At 44.5% G+C, this 17,121-nt stretch carries 14 protein-coding genes and 1 riboswitch; of the genes, 8 read left to right on the plus strand and 6 right to left on the minus strand.

Annotation, left to right across the window (positions count from 1 at the left end):
* Window positions 1-72 precede the first annotated feature (72 nt).
* Entirely contained in the window at window positions 73-1,671 is a 1,599-nt protein-coding gene (locus tag AB5I83_RS12755; protein WP_448975873.1) for an amidohydrolase, read from the minus strand.
* A gap of 150 nt (window positions 1,672-1,821) precedes the next feature.
* A riboswitch (Lysine riboswitch) is annotated at window positions 1,822-2,000 on the minus strand.
* Window positions 2,001-2,108: 108 nt separating this feature from the next.
* Between AB5I83_RS12755 and AB5I83_RS12760 the strand changes: the two genes are divergently transcribed.
* From AB5I83_RS12760 to AB5I83_RS12775, 4 genes are all read left to right on the plus strand, one after another.
* Window positions 2,109-3,014, plus strand: a complete 906-nt coding sequence (locus AB5I83_RS12760) for a nuclease-related domain-containing protein (RefSeq protein ID WP_448975874.1) — start codon at window positions 2,109-2,111, stop codon at window positions 3,012-3,014.
* A 675-nt stretch (window positions 3,015-3,689) separates the two neighbouring features.
* Entirely contained in the window at window positions 3,690-4,418 is a 729-nt protein-coding gene (locus AB5I83_RS12765; protein ID WP_448975875.1) for a GntR family transcriptional regulator, read from the plus strand.
* Window positions 4,411-5,946 (plus strand): gluconokinase, encoded by a 1,536-nt coding sequence (gntK, locus tag AB5I83_RS12770; protein WP_448975876.1) that lies wholly within the window; start codon window positions 4,411-4,413, stop codon window positions 5,944-5,946. The genes AB5I83_RS12765 and gntK overlap by 8 nt, the downstream gene beginning before the upstream one ends.
* A gap of 230 nt (window positions 5,947-6,176) precedes the next feature.
* Window positions 6,177-7,523 (plus strand): GntP family permease, encoded by a 1,347-nt coding sequence (locus AB5I83_RS12775; protein ID WP_167833468.1) that lies wholly within the window; start codon window positions 6,177-6,179, stop codon window positions 7,521-7,523.
* A gap of 55 nt (window positions 7,524-7,578) precedes the next feature.
* Here AB5I83_RS12775 and AB5I83_RS12780 read toward each other — a convergent pair whose 3' ends face one another.
* Window positions 7,579-7,773: a hypothetical protein gene (locus AB5I83_RS12780; RefSeq protein WP_448975877.1), complete on the minus strand. Its 195-nt coding sequence runs from the start codon at window positions 7,771-7,773 to the stop codon at window positions 7,579-7,581.
* Window positions 7,774-7,920: 147 nt separating this feature from the next.
* On the opposite strand from AB5I83_RS12780, the gene AB5I83_RS12785 reads away from it, so the two are divergent.
* Window positions 7,921-8,349, plus strand: a complete 429-nt coding sequence (locus AB5I83_RS12785; RefSeq protein WP_448975878.1) for a VOC family protein — start codon at window positions 7,921-7,923, stop codon at window positions 8,347-8,349.
* Between the two features lie 47 nt (window positions 8,350-8,396).
* Here AB5I83_RS12785 and AB5I83_RS12790 read toward each other — a convergent pair whose 3' ends face one another.
* From AB5I83_RS12790 to AB5I83_RS12805, 4 genes are all read right to left on the minus strand, one after another.
* Entirely contained in the window at window positions 8,397-10,571 is a 2,175-nt protein-coding gene (locus tag AB5I83_RS12790) for a beta-propeller domain-containing protein (protein WP_448975879.1), read from the minus strand.
* 128 nt (window positions 10,572-10,699) lie between these two features.
* Window positions 10,700-12,880: a bifunctional diguanylate cyclase/phosphodiesterase gene (locus tag AB5I83_RS12795; protein ID WP_448975880.1), complete on the minus strand. Its 2,181-nt coding sequence runs from the start codon at window positions 12,878-12,880 to the stop codon at window positions 10,700-10,702.
* 478 nt (window positions 12,881-13,358) lie between these two features.
* Entirely contained in the window at window positions 13,359-14,585 is a 1,227-nt protein-coding gene (locus tag AB5I83_RS12800; protein ID WP_448975881.1) for an ABC transporter permease, read from the minus strand.
* A gap of 1 nt (window position 14,586) precedes the next feature.
* Window positions 14,587-15,471 carry an ABC transporter ATP-binding protein gene (locus AB5I83_RS12805; protein WP_448975882.1) on the minus strand — a complete coding sequence of 295 codons (885 nt, stop codon included), beginning with the start codon at window positions 15,469-15,471 and terminating at the stop codon, window positions 14,587-14,589.
* A gap of 210 nt (window positions 15,472-15,681) precedes the next feature.
* Between AB5I83_RS12805 and AB5I83_RS12810 the strand changes: the two genes are divergently transcribed.
* Genes AB5I83_RS12810 through AB5I83_RS12820 form a run of 3 tightly spaced genes read left to right on the plus strand, consistent with a single transcriptional unit; the run spans window position 15,682 to window position 17,079 of the window.
* Entirely contained in the window at window positions 15,682-15,885 is a 204-nt protein-coding gene (locus tag AB5I83_RS12810) for a helix-turn-helix transcriptional regulator (protein WP_448975883.1), read from the plus strand.
* Between the two features lie 2 nt (window positions 15,886-15,887).
* A complete protein-coding gene (locus AB5I83_RS12815; RefSeq protein ID WP_448975884.1) occupies window positions 15,888-16,313 on the plus strand; it encodes a hypothetical protein in 426 nt (141 codons plus the stop codon).
* Between the two features lie 16 nt (window positions 16,314-16,329).
* Window positions 16,330-17,079, plus strand: a complete 750-nt coding sequence (locus tag AB5I83_RS12820) for a hypothetical protein (protein WP_448975885.1) — start codon at window positions 16,330-16,332, stop codon at window positions 17,077-17,079.
* The last annotated feature ends 42 nt before the right edge of the window (window positions 17,080-17,121 follow it).

The following is a 17,121-nucleotide window of genomic DNA, read 5'->3' on the forward strand; positions in this document are numbered from 1 at the left end:
TACCTTCTATTTCGGCTAAGATTCAGAAAATTTTAGGACTTTAGTTATAAAAACTCAAAAAAAAAGAAGGCTCTATGAAAGCCTTCGATACTTGATTTCACCGCCAATGATGGTCATCTCGATATTCATTGATAAAAGCTCGTCTGCATCCTTCATTTCAAATGGATTTTTTGAATATACGGTCAGGTCAGCTAATTTTCCTCTTGCAATCGTGCCTTTTAGAGTCTCTTCGTTCGTCGGGTAAGCTCCTAATTCTGTAAAAAGACGGAACGCGTCGACCATCGACAGTTTCTGCTCTGGCACGTAGCCATCGTGAATTTCGCCTGGCTTTTTCCGGGTGACGGCTGCATGGATTCCGAGAATAGGATCGACTGGCTCAACCGGAGAATCAGAACCCCCTGCACAAATGACGCCTGCATCCATCAAAGTTTTCCAGGCGTATGAAAGCTTGATCCGCTCTGCGCCAAGGCGCTCCTGAACCCAAGGAAAGTCACTCGCAATGAAGCGCGGCTGAATATCGGCAATCCGGCTTGGTGATTTCAGGCGAGGAATCAATTCCTCCCGCAGAACCTGGGCATGTATCAGCCTGTCACGATAAGCTGCAGCCGGGAACTGGTCCAGCACATCAAGAACATTTTCCAGCGCCTGGTCACCAATTGTATGGACCGCAATCGGCATGTCCAGTTCGCGTGCCCCTTTCACGATTTCATAGAGCTGCTCCTGGTCATACATGGCATCACCATAGTGACCCGGCGCATCGCTATAAGGCTCCGACAACAAAGCGGTCCTTCGTCCAAACGCCCCGTCAGCAAAAACTTTCACCGCACCGATTTGCAGCATGTCATTGCCATAGCCCGTGTACATTCCCGCTTCCTTTAGGTTTGGTAAAAATTCATGGTTTATCAGGAGATTGCTTCGTAAACCAAGCTGCTCTCCATTTAATAGCTCATTGAATAGATCCCACGTTTTTTCGAGACCCCCGAGATAGAGCGGATCATTCGTATGGACACTTGTCAGCCCTTTGCTCATCGCATAATGCATCGTCTGCCTCATCGCTTTTTTCCAGTCATCGTATGAACGCTCAGGAATGTATGCCCTGATCAGATTCGCCGCTGACTCGAGGAACAGGCCAGTCGGCTGTTTCGTGATTTCATCCAGGACGATGGTGCCGCCCTCCGGCACTGTGATCGCCGGATGATAGCCGCTCACTTCCAATGCTTTACTGTTGACAAGGGTCGCGTGCAGGCACGTCCTTGTTAAAAATAACGGGTTGGCTGGTGCCACATAATCCAGCTCACCAATCGTCGGAATTCCTCCGTCTGTAAAAAGATTCTCATCCCAGCTTGAGCCGACAATCCATTCACCAGGCTCAACCTGGTCGGCTTTTGCCTTGATTTTTGCCAGCATCTCATGCCTTGATGTGATTCCTACAAAATCAAGGTTGATGAAGCTATCCGCCATGATGGATAGGTGAAGGTGGCTGTCAATGAGGCCTGGCGTGGCCGTCTTCCCTTCAAGGTCAATGATTTGTGCCTGGCTTCCCCAGTGCAGCACCATGTCCTCGGTAGTTCCCATATCAATAAAACGGCCATTTTCGATGACCACTGCCTGTACAATTGGATTTCGTGAATTGAATGTATAGATGGTTCCATTTTTGTAGATGGTTCTCAAGAAGATTCTCCCCTTTAGATAAAATGTGAATGCCTGGGGAGTGCGTCAGGAGTTTGATAGAAGGGGGATAGTTGGTAAGCTCTGGCATACAAAAAAGCAATGACAGAAAATAACCTACCATTGCTTTTACAATATACGTTATCCTCCATTTCGATCAGTAGTTCTCCATGCACAAAACCCCGCATGACAGTCTGCTCCTTATTCAGAAAGCAGCCCAGCAATAATCAGTCTGACCCTGATTACGCTTCGGCAAACAACCCTTTCAGCCACCATCAACGATTGTCGATCTCCGATGGACTACTCTTGTTATTCGCTCCTCTACCTCACCGATCTGATAAGATCATATGAAATTAGGTTAATAGTATCATAAATGTCCAAGAATGTTCACTGATTTTTGCTTGACATTCTTTTACAATGAAAAAGAAAGGAAGTGGAATATGATAGTAAAAGAACGAACCAAACCAGAAGAACTAGTATTGTTGCAGGCTCTAAAGCCAAGAATGGAATTAGAAGAGAAAGATGCGCAAAACCTATGGACACTGGAGAAAGGCTATGAGGGTGAAGTCCAATTCGACAAATGGTTTACGGAATACCAAGTTGAAAGTCTCATTATCAACGACCTGTTACTGGAAGTGAATGGCACCCTTTTTCAAATCGATTCGTTTGTGATCACACAGGACCGGTTGCATCTTTTTGAAGTGAAGAATCTTGAAGGGGACTATTATCTGGACGGAGACAAATTCAAAACTGTTGCCGGCAAAGAAACCAAAAACCCCCTCCACCAATTAAGCCGCGCAGAATCACTCCTTAAACAATTGCTCAAGGAACTTGGCTATTACATTCCTCTTGAACCTCACCTCGTGTTCATTAACCCAGAATTCGCCCTGCTGCAAGCACCATTGAAATCACCCATTATTTTACCCAACCAACTCAACCGTTTTATGGATAAAATGAACAGAACCTCTTCCAAGCTGAATAACAAACATACCAAATTGGCCGAAGCGCTATTGTCCTTGCATATTAAGAAATCACCGTATTCAAGAGTGCCGAGCTATGATTTTGGTATGTTGAGGAAAGGGGTTATTTGTGGAGGGTGCGGGGGGTTTTGTGAAATTTATAGTAAAAGCAAATTCATTTGCAGTCACTGTGGACTCACGGGGGATATTGATACCGCTGTGGTTCGAACAGTTAAGGAATTTCAAATGCTCTTTCCTGAAATTAAGGTTACAACACAGACTATATTTGATTGGAGTGGCGGCATACTATCCAAGAAAACCCTTAGAAGAATATTAAAAGATAACCTTACTTACATTGGTGATTTCAACAGGCGATATTACGAATAATAATTCTTGATCAGTGTCCGATTTTTTCGGACACTTTTTGTTTAGTGAAGCTTCGAACTTTCTGCGACCGTAATCTTGGCAGGATTCCTTTTTCGGGCGCAGCTTCGAACTTTCTGCGACCGTAATCTTGGCGGGATCCCTTTTTCGGGTGCAGCTTCGAACTTTCTGCGACCGTAATCTTGGCGGGATCCCTTTTTCGGGCGCAGCTTCGAACTTTCTGCGACCGTAATTTTGGCGGGATCCCTTTTTCGGGCGCAGCTTTGAGCTTTCTGCGACCGTAATCTTGGCGGGATCCCTTTTTCGGGCGCAGCTTCGAACTTTCTGCGACCGTAATCTTGGCGGGATCCCTTTTTCGGGCGCAACTCCGAGTTTTCTGCGACCGTAATCCTAGCGAGCTTCTTCTTTCGGGCGCAGTTTCTAGTTTTCTTCCAACACAAATACTGGCGGGACCCCTTTTTCGAGCGCATGTTACTCCTACTTGTGGCTCTAATCTCCACCTTTAACAACTTACTAGCACATAGAGAACTATGTATTAATAAGATCCTAATTCACCCTCAAGGAATGAACCCAAAAGAATTTGGCAAAATAATCATAATAGAAAACGCTTGCAATTTTTCAGATCCGTTTTATAATACTTGTATACAAGTATACTTGATTAACCAGGAAGGTGAGGAAATGACGGAAAATAGTAATTTTCTTTATCCGCAAAAATGGCTCTCTAAGGCTTCAACGGGTGACCGGGTTGCGAGTGAGCTCCGGATGCAAATTATTTCGGGCTTGATTGAAAGCGGTGCCATCCTTTCGGAGAACAAACTGGCTGCTGATTTTAACGTAAGCCGTTCGCCGATCCGTGAAGCGCTCAAAATTCTTTCAGCTGAAAACCTGATCCGCCTGGAAAGAATGGGTGCCGTGGTTATTGGCCTTACAGAAAAAGATATCGAAGAGATTTATGATGTCCGCTTACTGATTGAATCATTCGTTTTTGAACGACTTATCAAAATAGATACAACCAGCCTGGTAGTTGAACTGAGCAAAATTCTCGAAATGATGAAAATTGCCATCAAATACAAGGATGCCGACGAGTTCAGCCTTCAGGATGTTCTTTTCCACGAGACGATCATCCGGGCCATCAACCATTCCTATATCAGAATGATTTGGGATAATACGAAGCCCGTCATGGAAGCTTTCATTCTTTTATCGATGCGAGCAAGGGTTGAAGAAAAGTACGAAGACTTCGATCGCATCCTCGAGAATCACGAGCTTTATATTGAAGCCATCAAAACGAAGAATCGCGACCTGATGATTAAATCCTTACACCAAAATTTTGATGATGTTCAAGGTAAAGTAGATGACCTTTGGATATCGCAGCAAACGCTTTCCAAGGGAGTGGAGAAAAGTGACTGAATATATGCTAGGAGTCGACATCGGTACGACGAGTACCAAGGCTGTCCTTTTCAGCGAAAAAGGCGAAGTCATCCAGCAGGAGAACATTGGCTACCCGCTCCATACGCCGGATATCTCAACAGCCGAGCAAGATCCTGAAGAAATTTATATGGCGGTCCTGACAGCCATAACGAAAATCATGAAACACAATCATTACAAAAAGGTGGCGTTCATCTCATTCAGCAGCGCGATGCACAGCGTCATTGCCATTGATGAAAATGATGAGCCGCTTACACCCTGTATCACCTGGGCGGATAATCGCAGTGAAGCATGGGCGCATAAAATCAAAACAGAACTGAATGGACACGAAATTTACAAGCGCACCGGAACGCCGATTCATCCAATGTCACCATTAAGCAAGATCGCATGGATCGTGAACGAGCGTCCTGAAATTGCCGCTAAAGCGAAGAAATATATCGGCATCAAGGAATTTATTTTTAAAAAGTTCTTTGACCAGTATGTGGTTGACCATTCGCTTGCGTCAGCGATGGGAATGATGAATCTTAAAAAGCTGGAATGGGATGAAGAGGCTCTGCAAATTGCGGGGATCTCAACAAATCAATTATCAGTGCTTGTACCGACAACAAAAACCTTCACGGATTGCAATCCAGAATTAGCGAAGCAAATCGGGATTGAGCCTGAAACTCCTTTTGTCATAGGTGCTAGTGACGGTGTCCTTTCCAACCTCGGCGTCAATGCGATTGGCAAAGGTGAGATTGCGGTCACAATTGGGACAAGCGGTGCAATCCGCACGATCATCGACGAGCCGCAAACCGATGAAAAAGGACGTATCTTCTGTTACGCCCTGACTGAGAATCACTGGGTCATCGGCGGTCCAGTCAACAATGGCGGGATGGTCCTTCGCTGGATCCGCGATGAATTCGCAGCATCTGAGGTCGAAACGGCCAAGCGTTTAGGAATCGACCCGTATAATGTTTTAACGAAAATCGCTGAACGCGTAAGACCCGGTGCGGAAGGTTTGCTGTTCCATCCATACCTTTCAGGTGAGCGTGCTCCATTATGGAACCCAGATGTACGCGGATCCTTTTTCGGATTGACGATGTCCCATAAAAAAGAGCATATGATTCGTGCCGCATTAGAGGGTGTCATTTTCAACCTGTATACCGTTTTCCTAGCGCTCACGGAAGCGATGGAAAGCCCGGTTACAAGGATTCAGGCTACCGGCGGTTTTGCCAGATCAGATGTGTGGCGCCAGATGATGTCCGATATTTTCGACATCGAGGTGGTCGTTCCTGAAAGCTATGAAAGCTCTTGCCTTGGTGCTTGCATCCTTGGCCTCTATGCAACAGGTAAAATCGACTCATTTGAAGTCGCTTCCGAGATGATCGGCAGCACCCACAAGCACACGCCGAACGAAGAAGCGGCAAAAGAATACAGACAGCTCGTACCGATTTTCATCAGTTTATCTCGAGCATTGGAACAGGATTATTCAAGAATCGCAAACTATCAGAGAAGCCTGATTAAATAAGGGCTATCCAAGAAGCCTGATTCGATAAGGGCCTATCAAAGTAAATAGTTTGATTAAATAATGGACTATTAAAGTAGCCTGATTTGATAAGGAATTACAAAGAAGTTTGGTTAAACAAGGGATTATCCCAAAGGGGACACTTGATCCCCGCACAAAAATGGCAGCGCTTTATTTTACAGAGGGAAACACCCGCGAAATGCGGATCACAAACATCTTAGGGGGAAATTACAATGCCGTTGGTTATTGTAGCAATTGGTATCTTAGCTTTACTATTATTGATCATGGGCTTAAAGCTCAACACATTCATTTCCTTGATTATCGTATCGTTTGGCGTAGCATTGGCGCTTGGAATGCCACTTGGCGAGATTGTTAAAACAATTGAAGCTGGACTTGGCGGAACTCTTGGCCACTTAGCACTGATCTTTGGTCTTGGTGCGATGCTTGGTAAATTGATTGCGGATTCCGGCGGTGCCCAGCGAATCGCTATGACACTTGTTAACAAATTCGGTGAAAAGAACATCCAATGGGCAGTCGTAGCTGCTTCATTCATCATCGGTGTTGCTCTATTTTTCGAAGTAGGTTTAGTATTATTGATTCCAATCGTATTTGCGATTTCAAGAGAATTAAAGATTTCTATTCTGTATCTTGGTATTCCAATGACTGCCGCTTTATCTGTCACACACGGCTTCCTGCCTCCTCACCCGGGTCCAACTGTAATCGCTGGTGAGTATGGCGCAAACATTGGTGAAGTATTGCTTTACGGATTTATCATTGCGATTCCAACTGTCATCCTGGCAGGTCCAGTTTTCACGAAAATCGCGAAGAAACTTGTTCCAGAATCTTTTAACAAAACAGGAAACATTGCTTCTTTAGGAGAACAGAAAACTTTCAAACTTGAAGAAACACCTGGTTTCGGAATCAGCGTTTTCACTGCACTTCTACCAGTTATCTTAATGTCGATCGCAACAATCATTTCTTTACTGCAAAAAACGATGGGATTCGAGGATAATGCTTTCCTTGCAGCTATCCAATTCATCGGTGATGCAGGAACGGCGATGTTATTATCCCTGCTTGTAGCGATTTACACAATGGGAATCGCGCGTAACATTCCGATCAAAACAGTAATGGATTCTTGTACGACAGCAATCTCTCACATCGGCATGATGCTCTTGATCATCGGTGGCGGCGGCGCCTTCAAACAAGTCTTGATCAATGGCGGCGTTGGCGACTATGTAGCTGAACTATTTAATGGCACTTCCCTTTCACCAATCCTGCTGGCTTGGATCATCGCAGCGATCTTGCGTATCTCACTTGGATCTGCAACGGTGGCAGCATTGACAACAGCTGGCCTGGTCATTCCATTGCTTGGCCAGACAGATGTGAACCTTGCCCTTGTCGTACTGGCAACTGGCGCAGGAAGCTTGATCGCTTCACACGTGAACGACGCAGGCTTCTGGATGTTCAAAGAATACTTCGGCTTGAGCATGAAAGAAACATTTGCAACATGGACATTGCTTGAAACAATTATTTCAGTAGCAGGATTAGGATTCATCTTATTGCTTAGCATGTTTGTATAAAAAGAAAGGTCAGCCTGAGTACAAGTCAGACTGACCTTTTTTCTATTATCCCTACCTACACAAACCACTTAATGTAAATCCCCACTGCCAGAAAGGATAGCAGAATGACCACAATATAAATCAGAGAAAGATTCGTCGTGTTTCTCTTCGTGGCTTTGCTATATTCCTCGTCTCCCTTGCCGGAGAGCAACAATGTTGCCAGCAGTGCTGCAATGATGATGATGATTACCAATATAAGGCCAATGGTCATACTAACACCTCTTATTCAGGAAAAATCCTCTCATTATCATTATAGCAAACTAGAAGTCCGATAAACCCCGTTCCATTCCATCTTTCAGGAAAAAGTCACCAGCATTGTTATATAATTAATCCATCAAATGGAATCGAGGTGCTGAAGATGGAGAAGCCTTGGTCTTGGTCTGAAAAAATGCCTGCGGTCCAATTCCGGATTGCACGGCCAACGGATCAACTGGAAAAGGTTGTGGAATTTTACCGTGATGGAGTTGGGTTGGAAGTGGTTGGCGGTTTTGAAAAGCATGATGGGTATGATGGCGTGATGCTTGGCCTGCCTGATTTAAGCTATCACCTTGAATTCACCCAGAATCAAAACGGCAGTCCCTGCCCTGCACCGACGGAAGACAATCTATTAGTCTTCTATATTCCGAATAAAGAAGCACGCGATGCAATCGCCGAGCGCCTTCATACAATGGGTTATCCTGAGGCCGAACCGGAAAATCCGTATTGGAAAAGAGCTGGCATAACGATTGCCGATCCCGATGGCTGGAGAATTGTGCTGCAGAATACAAATGGTCTCAGCGGTATATAAAATGACAAGGCTCTCCTGCACCAAGTGCAGAAGAGCCTTCTTTTTTCCTAAAATTCCAGCTCTCCAACCTTCTCATAACTGCCCATTTTATGGCTCGTGATTTTATCTGCCGACAGGGCGTAGAGGGTGTCTCCGATGTAAAGCAGGCGCTGGATTTGGTTTTCCCATTCTTCGTAATACGGCATTTCGCCGTTGATATGGGTGATTTTTGACTTCAGGTGAATTCCGGTTGCCGGATCGATATCGTAAACGTATGCTCCCTGATATTCAAAAATTTGTTCGTATTCCCTCTTCTCGCTGTTTTGGTAAACCGAGATCGGAAAGGCGAAAATGTCTTTGTCTTTATTGAACAGCAATGCTTTATGGTCATGATTCAATGGTGAGTAAGTTCCTCGCCCGCCGATGATTTCGGTGAATTTTTCTTTCGGGTTGGACATATCGCTGACATCGAACAAGGAAATCTTGACTCCGTCTGTCAAGATCCGCGGCTGCGACGCTCCTTTTTCAGCAACGATTTTCGTATCCTGGCCGAATCCGATAATATGGTTTTCATCATAAGGATGCAGGTAATTACTGAAGCCAGGAATTTTCAGCTCACCAAGCACTTTCGGGTTGGCCGGGTCGCTTGCGTCAAACACAAACAGCGGGTCTGTTTCTTTAAAAGTAACCATATAGATCCGGTCACCCATGAATCTCGCGGAATAGATTCTCTCCCCGCGCGCCAGATCCTCGATTTTCCCGGTTTCCTTCAAGTTTTTATCCAGTATATATAACTGGTTGGAAGATGGACGCTTCTCGTCCCACGCGTAGCCCTTTGTCGTCACAACACGGAAATAGCCGTTGTGCTCATCCATCGAGAACTGATTCAGCACAGTTCCCGGCACAGTAGCTGAACTGTGGTATTGAACATCCATTCCGCTGATCGCAAATTTATGGACATCCGTGTCAGGGGCAATCACACCGCGCTCTTTTAAGTCCATATCTCCATAATTCTCGACTGCAAGGTAGAGATTTTCCTTTGACATATAAAGCTGTCTGCCGCTGCCGAGATAGGTCGTCATTGAAACTTCCTTTTTCGGCTGCTCAAGGTCGAGTGCGGCTATGAGTGTATAGTTCGGCTGGCGCGATTCCGGAAAATAGTGAATATCGTCATAATCAATCATTCTCTCTTTTGAACTCACTGCTGAATCGGTGAACTTCGGCCGGATATCAATCTTCCTGCTTTCCTTCAGCAGCCAGTAATCCGGATAATGCTGCGTGATCAGGTAAACGAGGTTATCCACCTTCCTGGCCGAAACATAGTGACCCTCCATCTTCACTTCACGGATTTGTTTTGGATTGGCAGGATTTTTCACATCATAGACAAGGATGGTCGTCGACTGCATCATCGGAGCAATCAACGAATCTTTGGCAACATCTTCGTAAGGTCTGTACATCTCATTGTACTGGTGCCCAATGACCACGAGCTGATTCTCTTGCAAGAACAGCTGGCTAGGTGAAAAATTCCCTTTATAAGGAATCGTCGACAAAACCTTCATCTGCGCACCTGGCACAGCCTGAATGATCCGCACCTTATCATGCTCCGCCTGGAAAATACTTTTTCCATCTGTTTTGACAATATCCGCTTCATCGACACCCTGGACCTGGACATTCGTTTCGGAAACATCCCCGCCGCCTCCGGATTTATCAGCAGCCACTGACTCTTCCGTCGCTTTATCCTCGCCAGCAGAAAAGGATTCCTTCAAGCCGCCAAACCAGCCCCGAGCCTTTTGTTCTTCCTTGATAATTTCTTCAAAATAGCTCGCCAGGTTCTCCTGTGTCCCGACAGTTGGAAGTGTTTCTTTTACAACGAATTTCCAGCTATGCTCAGAGTCCAGCTCCTTGCCCAAAGCTGATTTGATCCCTTTTTTAAAATGAACACTATATCCCGACTGCGGGTCATATCCTTCTTCCGGAGGATGGATGTAAATGGTTTTGCGGTCGTCACCCAGCTCCAGCTTCGTATCAAGCTTCTCTCCCTTGTCATTCGTCACATACATCAATTCATGATCAAGGCTTTGCTCAGAAATCTTCTCCGAGAACTGCATCTGCCATACCTTTGTCGGCAAGACGACATGCTCCTCTTCCCACGCATTGACCACCTTGAACTGGGAAAAAGAATAAAAAGCCACTGCTGCAATAGAAATGAACATCAACCCGATTATCAACCACCATTTTTTCATCTTTTTCAGCCCCTTTGAAGAATTAGACGGAAATTCATTCCAGGTGTTTCAACATTTATTGTTAAAAATGAAAAAGCTCCTCGAATTGCTCCTTCCTTTTGCGCTAAAAATGAAAAGGCCCCTCCATATCATGAAGGAACCTTGATCTTACTAAATTCTTCAGGCGGAACAGGCTTGCTGAAATGATAACCCTGTGCTTCGTTGCAGCGATGCTGCTTCAGCAACCCTAACTGCTCTGCTGTTTCAACGCCTTCTGCAATGACGGACAAGCTAAGGTTATGCGCCATTAAAATAATGGTCGTCGCGATGTTTTCATCACTTTTATTCTCGGCGATGTCCTTCACGAAGCAACGGTCAATTTTCAAATGATCAATCGGAAATCTTTTCAGGTAACTGAGTGAGCTATAGCCTGTCCCAAAATCATCGATTGAAATATTCACTCCTAGCTTTTTCAATTCTCGGAGGATGACACTGGCTTCTTCTACATCCATCGTCATGCTTTCGGTGATCTCGATGGTAAGGAATTGCGGTTCAACTCCGGTCAGCTCAAGTGTTTCCTTAATCATCTGAATTAAATTCGGCTGGTAAAATTGGCGAATCGATAAATTCACCGAGACCGTCAACCCCTCCATTCCGTTTCCGTGCCATTCCTTGAGCTGGAGCAATGCTGCTTTCAACACCCATTCTCCAATCGGAATGATCAGCCCTGTTTCTTCTGCAATCGGGATGAATTGATCTGGTGATACATAGCCAACTCTGTCGTTCTGCCAGCGAATGAGCGCCTCTGCTCCTGTGATTTCATTTTTGCACAAGTTCACAATCGGCTGATAATGGAGCACAAACTCCTCCCGCTCGAGCGCTTTGCGGAGCTCATTCTCTATCAGAAGCTTTTCGTAAGCTTGGCGGTCCAGCATCACATCGTACATCTGGAAGTTGTTCCGCCCCTGCTTTTTTGCCTGATACATCGCCACATCTGCTTTGCTCAACAAGATGTCGACCTCTTCACCATCATCAGGGTAAAAGCTCATGCCAATGCTCGTTGTGACGAAAATATCAGTCCCATCAACCGCAAAAGGCTCCTCCAATGTCTTCAGGATATCACGGGCCACAGCTTCCGCTTTTTCTTTCGTCGTATGCTCTAGTAAGATTGCAAATTCGTCCCCACCCTGCCTTGAAAAAACCACTCCGTCGCCAAGCCTTTTCTTCAGCTTATCAGCTACATAAACCAGCAAGCGGTCTCCGAGTGAATGCCCGAGTGAATCATTTACATATTTAAACCGGTCAAGATCGAGAAACATGAGGCTCAGCTTTTCGCCATCATCCACTTTTGTCTTGGCAAACGCCTTTTTAACATGATCATCAAACAGCCGCCGGTTCACCAGTCCTGTCAGAGCATCATGATAGGCCATGAAATTAATTCTTTCTTTTGCCCGATAATGCTGAATCACCAGGCTTGCGAGATCGGTTGCCTTCCGGATGATCTCCCTGTCCTTTTCACGCGGAGACCTTGAACGGCCATAATAAAGACCAAAAGTACCAATCACCCTTTGGTCATCATCAAAGACCGGAGTTGACCAGCATGCCTTTAAATCATACGATAGCGCCTGGTCGCGATATCCCTCCCACAGTGGGTCTGAGGCGATATCCGTTGTGACCACAGATTTTTTAAAAAAGGCAGAAGTGCCACAGGAACCAAACGTAGGACCAATCGGAATCCCATTAACTGCTTCATTGTAAGCTGGCGGCAAGTTAGGCGAAGATCCATGTAATAACCTCTTCCCCTCCTGATCAGCAATCAGAATGGCACAGTGCGCTCCGTCCGTAAAACTCTCGATAAAAAGGACAACCTCATCAAGAACCTCTTGATAGGAGGCTCCCTTCGCCATCATTTTAAGGATTCTATTCTGGCCTCTCAATAAAGCCTCGAGCTCCTTTTTTTCCGTGAAATCCTGTGCACACCCAACAATGCCCAAAATCTCTCCATCAACCGTAATCGGGACAGCGGTTATCAACAAATCAATTCGTTCACCGCTGTTTTTTTCAAAAATCGCTGTTTCGAATTTCGTTCGCTCCCCTGATATGACGGATTTAAATTGCTGGATGGCATCATCCACAAACTCACCATGAATCATCGAGATAAAGTTCATTTCCAGTGCTTCTTTTTCGGAGTAGCCTGTAATCGCCGCAGCCTCATCATTGAATGCAATGAAATTCCCTTGCACATCAAGGGCGTAACACCCATCATGGTTAAAATTAAATAACGATTTATAAACATCAAAAAGAGATCTGCTATTTAAATCTGGCTGCATTATAGTCACCTCCCCCTCTAACTTTCGGTATATACATGTCATATCGGCACTCCCTGCCTATGGATGTAGAGGTATATTTTTACAATAGGGGTTAATGAACTAATACAATAGAAAAAGGCCCTTAATCCAGGGCCTTTGGTTAGTTATTGATAAGATTGTATACTTCATTTTTCCTCCTGCATATGGGTGCCTTTCTTCCTCTTAGAGACCCTTTTGGACGCTCTTCCTCCTGTATAAGGGTCTCTTTCTCACTCTTAGAGACCCTTATGACCACCCTTTCCTCTGCATAAGGGTACCTTTCTCACTCTTAGAGACCCTTATTGCCGCTCTTCCTCCTCCATATGGGTACCTTTCTTTCTATTAAATGGGCTTCTGCCAAATTTCAAAGTTTTTCTCCGTACAAAAAGCGAATTCCAGGCAGTATTTCAACAAAAAAAAGACCGGAGCCGTAAACGGCGTCCGATCCAAATTTCCACATTTATAACACTTCTGTTTTTTCCTTCTTCAGCATCCCGCTCATTTGGGACCACTTGAATTTTTCGCCATAGACCATGACGCCTTTTACGTAGATGCGTGATGATAAGTACGCGATCAACAGGATCGACGCGACCAGTACTGCTCCGCTTAATAGCAGTTCTCCAGTCGTTAACTCACCCATTACATACTTTGAGAAAGCGACGATCGGTGAAAAGAATGGGAAATAGGTTGAGAATGTGACCAATGCGCCTGTTGGATCCATCATGGTCTTGATTCCTACCATCAATGCACCCATGACGAGCATGATGACTGGACCCATGACACTGCCGAGGTCTTCCGTACGAGAAATGACAGAACCAAGTGCGGCAAAACAAAGCGCGTACACCAGGTAACCGCCGGCAAAAAAGAAAACAAAAGCAAAAATCAAGCCAGGTCCAACTTGGGAAAGATCAAAGGAGAATCCGAACACACTGAATTGATCCGTGTTCATCCACCCCAGCAGGTAAGCCAGATAGCCGGCAAGGAAGAAGATTGATACCTGGATAAGACCCGCAGCAAGGTTGGAGAGCACCTTAGCAAACAGCATGTAGATCGGCTTGATTTTTGTGATCATGACTTCCATTACGCGTGTCGATTTTTCACCAGTAATGCTCATGGCAATTCCCTGGCCGAACATCAGGATGAAGGTATACATCAGGAAGATGAAGACATATACGATTCCGAGACTGCCATTGTTTTCGGCAAGCATATTCCTTTCGACAGGTATTTGCGTAAACAAGTCAGCCACCACATCGCCAGAAAGATTATTTTCGCTTGATACATTCTGCAGGTATTGCTGCTGCAGCTGGGTTGAAAAAGCAAAGATTACGTTCGGATCAGGCATCCGGTGATAGAAATACTCCACTGTTGGAAGTGTGTCTTTTTGGTCGATGATGACGAGATGATCGAGATCCTGTTCTTTGATTTTTTCCTTTTCTGAATCGACATTGCCTGCATCTTTAACCGACAGCTGCAAACCATCAATCATGCCCTTCAGCCCGTCTTCATCCACTTGAAAGTCCGAATTGTTAATAACAGAGACACGGACTTCTTCTTCTTTTGACATAAAATGATTGTAGGCGAAAAACCCTAGAATCAGCAAAGACAGAACGATCGAGGTAATCCTGAATCCTTTGGAGCGAGTTTGCTCCTTAAAATGAAAAAGAAACGCAGTTCCGAGAGCCTTCATTCTATGATCCCACCTTATCGATAAAGATTTGATGAAGGGTTGGCTGCAGGTAGGTTACCTCGCTGAATCCCACTCCTTCTTGTTTTAATTGTGAAAGAATGGTTAAAGGATCTTGTTCTTTTTTCAGAGAAACAATAATTCTTTTCGCCTCTTCCGCAAATGGATAGTCATGAGCTGCACAGAACTTGGTCAGGCCAGGAAGATTTCCGTATAGTGATAGATTCATCATTCCATATGAATCTTTTACAGCTGCCAAATCCCCAGAGATGACTGCTTTCCCATCCTTCATAAGCACAACATCTTTGCAAAATTTCTCAACCTGGTCCATCTGATGGCTGGACATGATGATGACTTTTCCCTTTTCCTTTTCTTCCATAATCACTTCAGTCAGTAAGTTTGTATTAACTGGATCGAGCCCGCTGAAAGGCTCATCAAGGATGATGAGATCCGGATTATGTAAGAGGGTCGCCACTAACTGGACCTTTTGTTGATTCCCCTTCGATAGATCACCAGCGAGCTTATTCTTGTACATGCCGATATCGAATCTCTCAATCCAGTAATCTATGCTTTTCTTGATATCATTTTTCCCCATGCCTTCGAGCTTGGCAAAATAGGAAAGCTGCTCAACAACTTTGGTCTTTGGATATAAGCCCCTTTCCTCTGGCAAATAGCCATATGACGCATGCCTCAATCCCTTTTGATGATTCCAGCTGACGCTTCCGCTATCAGGTGCGACCAAGCCTAACATCATTTTGATGGTTGTCGTCTTTCCCGCGCCATTTCTACCCAAAAGCCCAAATACTTCGCCTGGAGAAACGTTGAAGGAAAGTGAATCTACAGCTACTTTCGAGCCATATGTTTTTGATAACCCCTTTATTTCTAGCACGATAACCCCTCCTTTATACCTATGAATACCAATCTTTATACTATGTTATTCCACATCTATCTTACAACCACTTTTTAGTAAAATAAACCTCTTTTTACCATCTTTGATAATTTACTTTCTAAATAAATGTTAAAAATCATTTACAAAATGCAAAGTATATATTACATTTTAAGTGTGAAAACAAATATTTCCAAAGGAGTAAACTTGTAAATGCTGAAAAACTCTGTTCGAGAATACCGTGCGAGATTCCGTTTTTCACAGCAAGACTTGGCGAACAAGATTGGCGTGACGAGGCAGACTATTGGACTAATTGAAAAGGGCGATTACGCCCCATCCGTCACCCTTGCCTTAAAGATCGCAGCTGCTTTCCAAGTGCCTGTGGAAGAAGTATTTCGCTTAGAAGGAGAGGAATGACCGTGTTAAAAAGAACGTTTCAATCACCGTTATTCAACGTTGTCCTAATATTAGGGCTGGGCATCATCATGATTGGCAACTATTATAGCGAGCATGTCCCGGCATGGCTTAAAATCGATCCAATGGTGCTCGGCATTCCCATTCTCATTATGATTGCTGTGATTCCGCTTTACAACAAACGTAATCCTGAAGATCCGATAAAACCACAGATCATCCCGATGGAAATGCGTGAAGAAGACGAAGGGATGCAATGGCTGACTTTTAAGGCGACAAGAAAGGTGTACATCTTCTTTGCTCTATCCATTCCGGTCGCGATTGCCCTAACCGCTTACTTCCATCACATTCCATATTTGCCGATCATTCTGTTCATCGTCATGGGAGTTTCGCAGTACCTGATCTATTGGTTCCAAATGAAACGATACTCGTAAAACGGGAGGAATTTTTATGGAGACGCGCCTGATTGTGACAGGCATCATTGTTGTTGTGCTACTTGAAGGGTTTCTTGTGCATTTGTTTCTTTTATATAGGAAAGGAAAAATTACCGAGAACCCTTTGCTGTTGATTTATAAAAAAGAAATGATGATCCTGTTTTATGCTTTTTTCAAATGGAAAATCCCGACCCGAAACCCGGAAACTTTCTATTATCATAAAAATTCGAACTACTTCTGGCTATATCTCGCCCTCGTCCATGAACAGGTCATCGAGATGATTGTCTTTCATATTTATTTAAGAAAAGAAGCACCAGAAATCGCTCTAGCCATGCTGCTGCTTCATATTTACAGCGTCTTTTACATAATGGGAGATTATAATCTGTTGAGGAATACACCGATCCTGTTGAAAAAGAATGCTGTCTACATTCAGATTGGCGCTCGAAGGCGATTAAGTTTTTCCTTGAGTCAAATTGAAACCATCCAGCCAGCAAAACTGAAATACAACAATAGCGGCGGGATTATCCATGAAAAAGCTGTGTTCCATGCCACCGCCTTCCCCCGGGCACTCACAAGGATTTTTGGAATGAGCGATGAAGCAAAATATGAAATTATCTTCAAGCAACCCGTCATCGCAAGAGGATATTTTGGCCAGGAAAAAGAAGTACAAAAGGTGTTATTATACATTGACCAGCCAGATGAATTCGCTGATTTAATAAAAGATAAACTGAATCATATCCATGATGATCGATTGGTAACGGTATAGCAAAGGCCACTTGGAACTCTCTCAAGTGGCCTGCGTGTTGGA

The sequence above is a fragment of the Mesobacillus sp. LC4 genome (genome assembly GCF_053543455.1).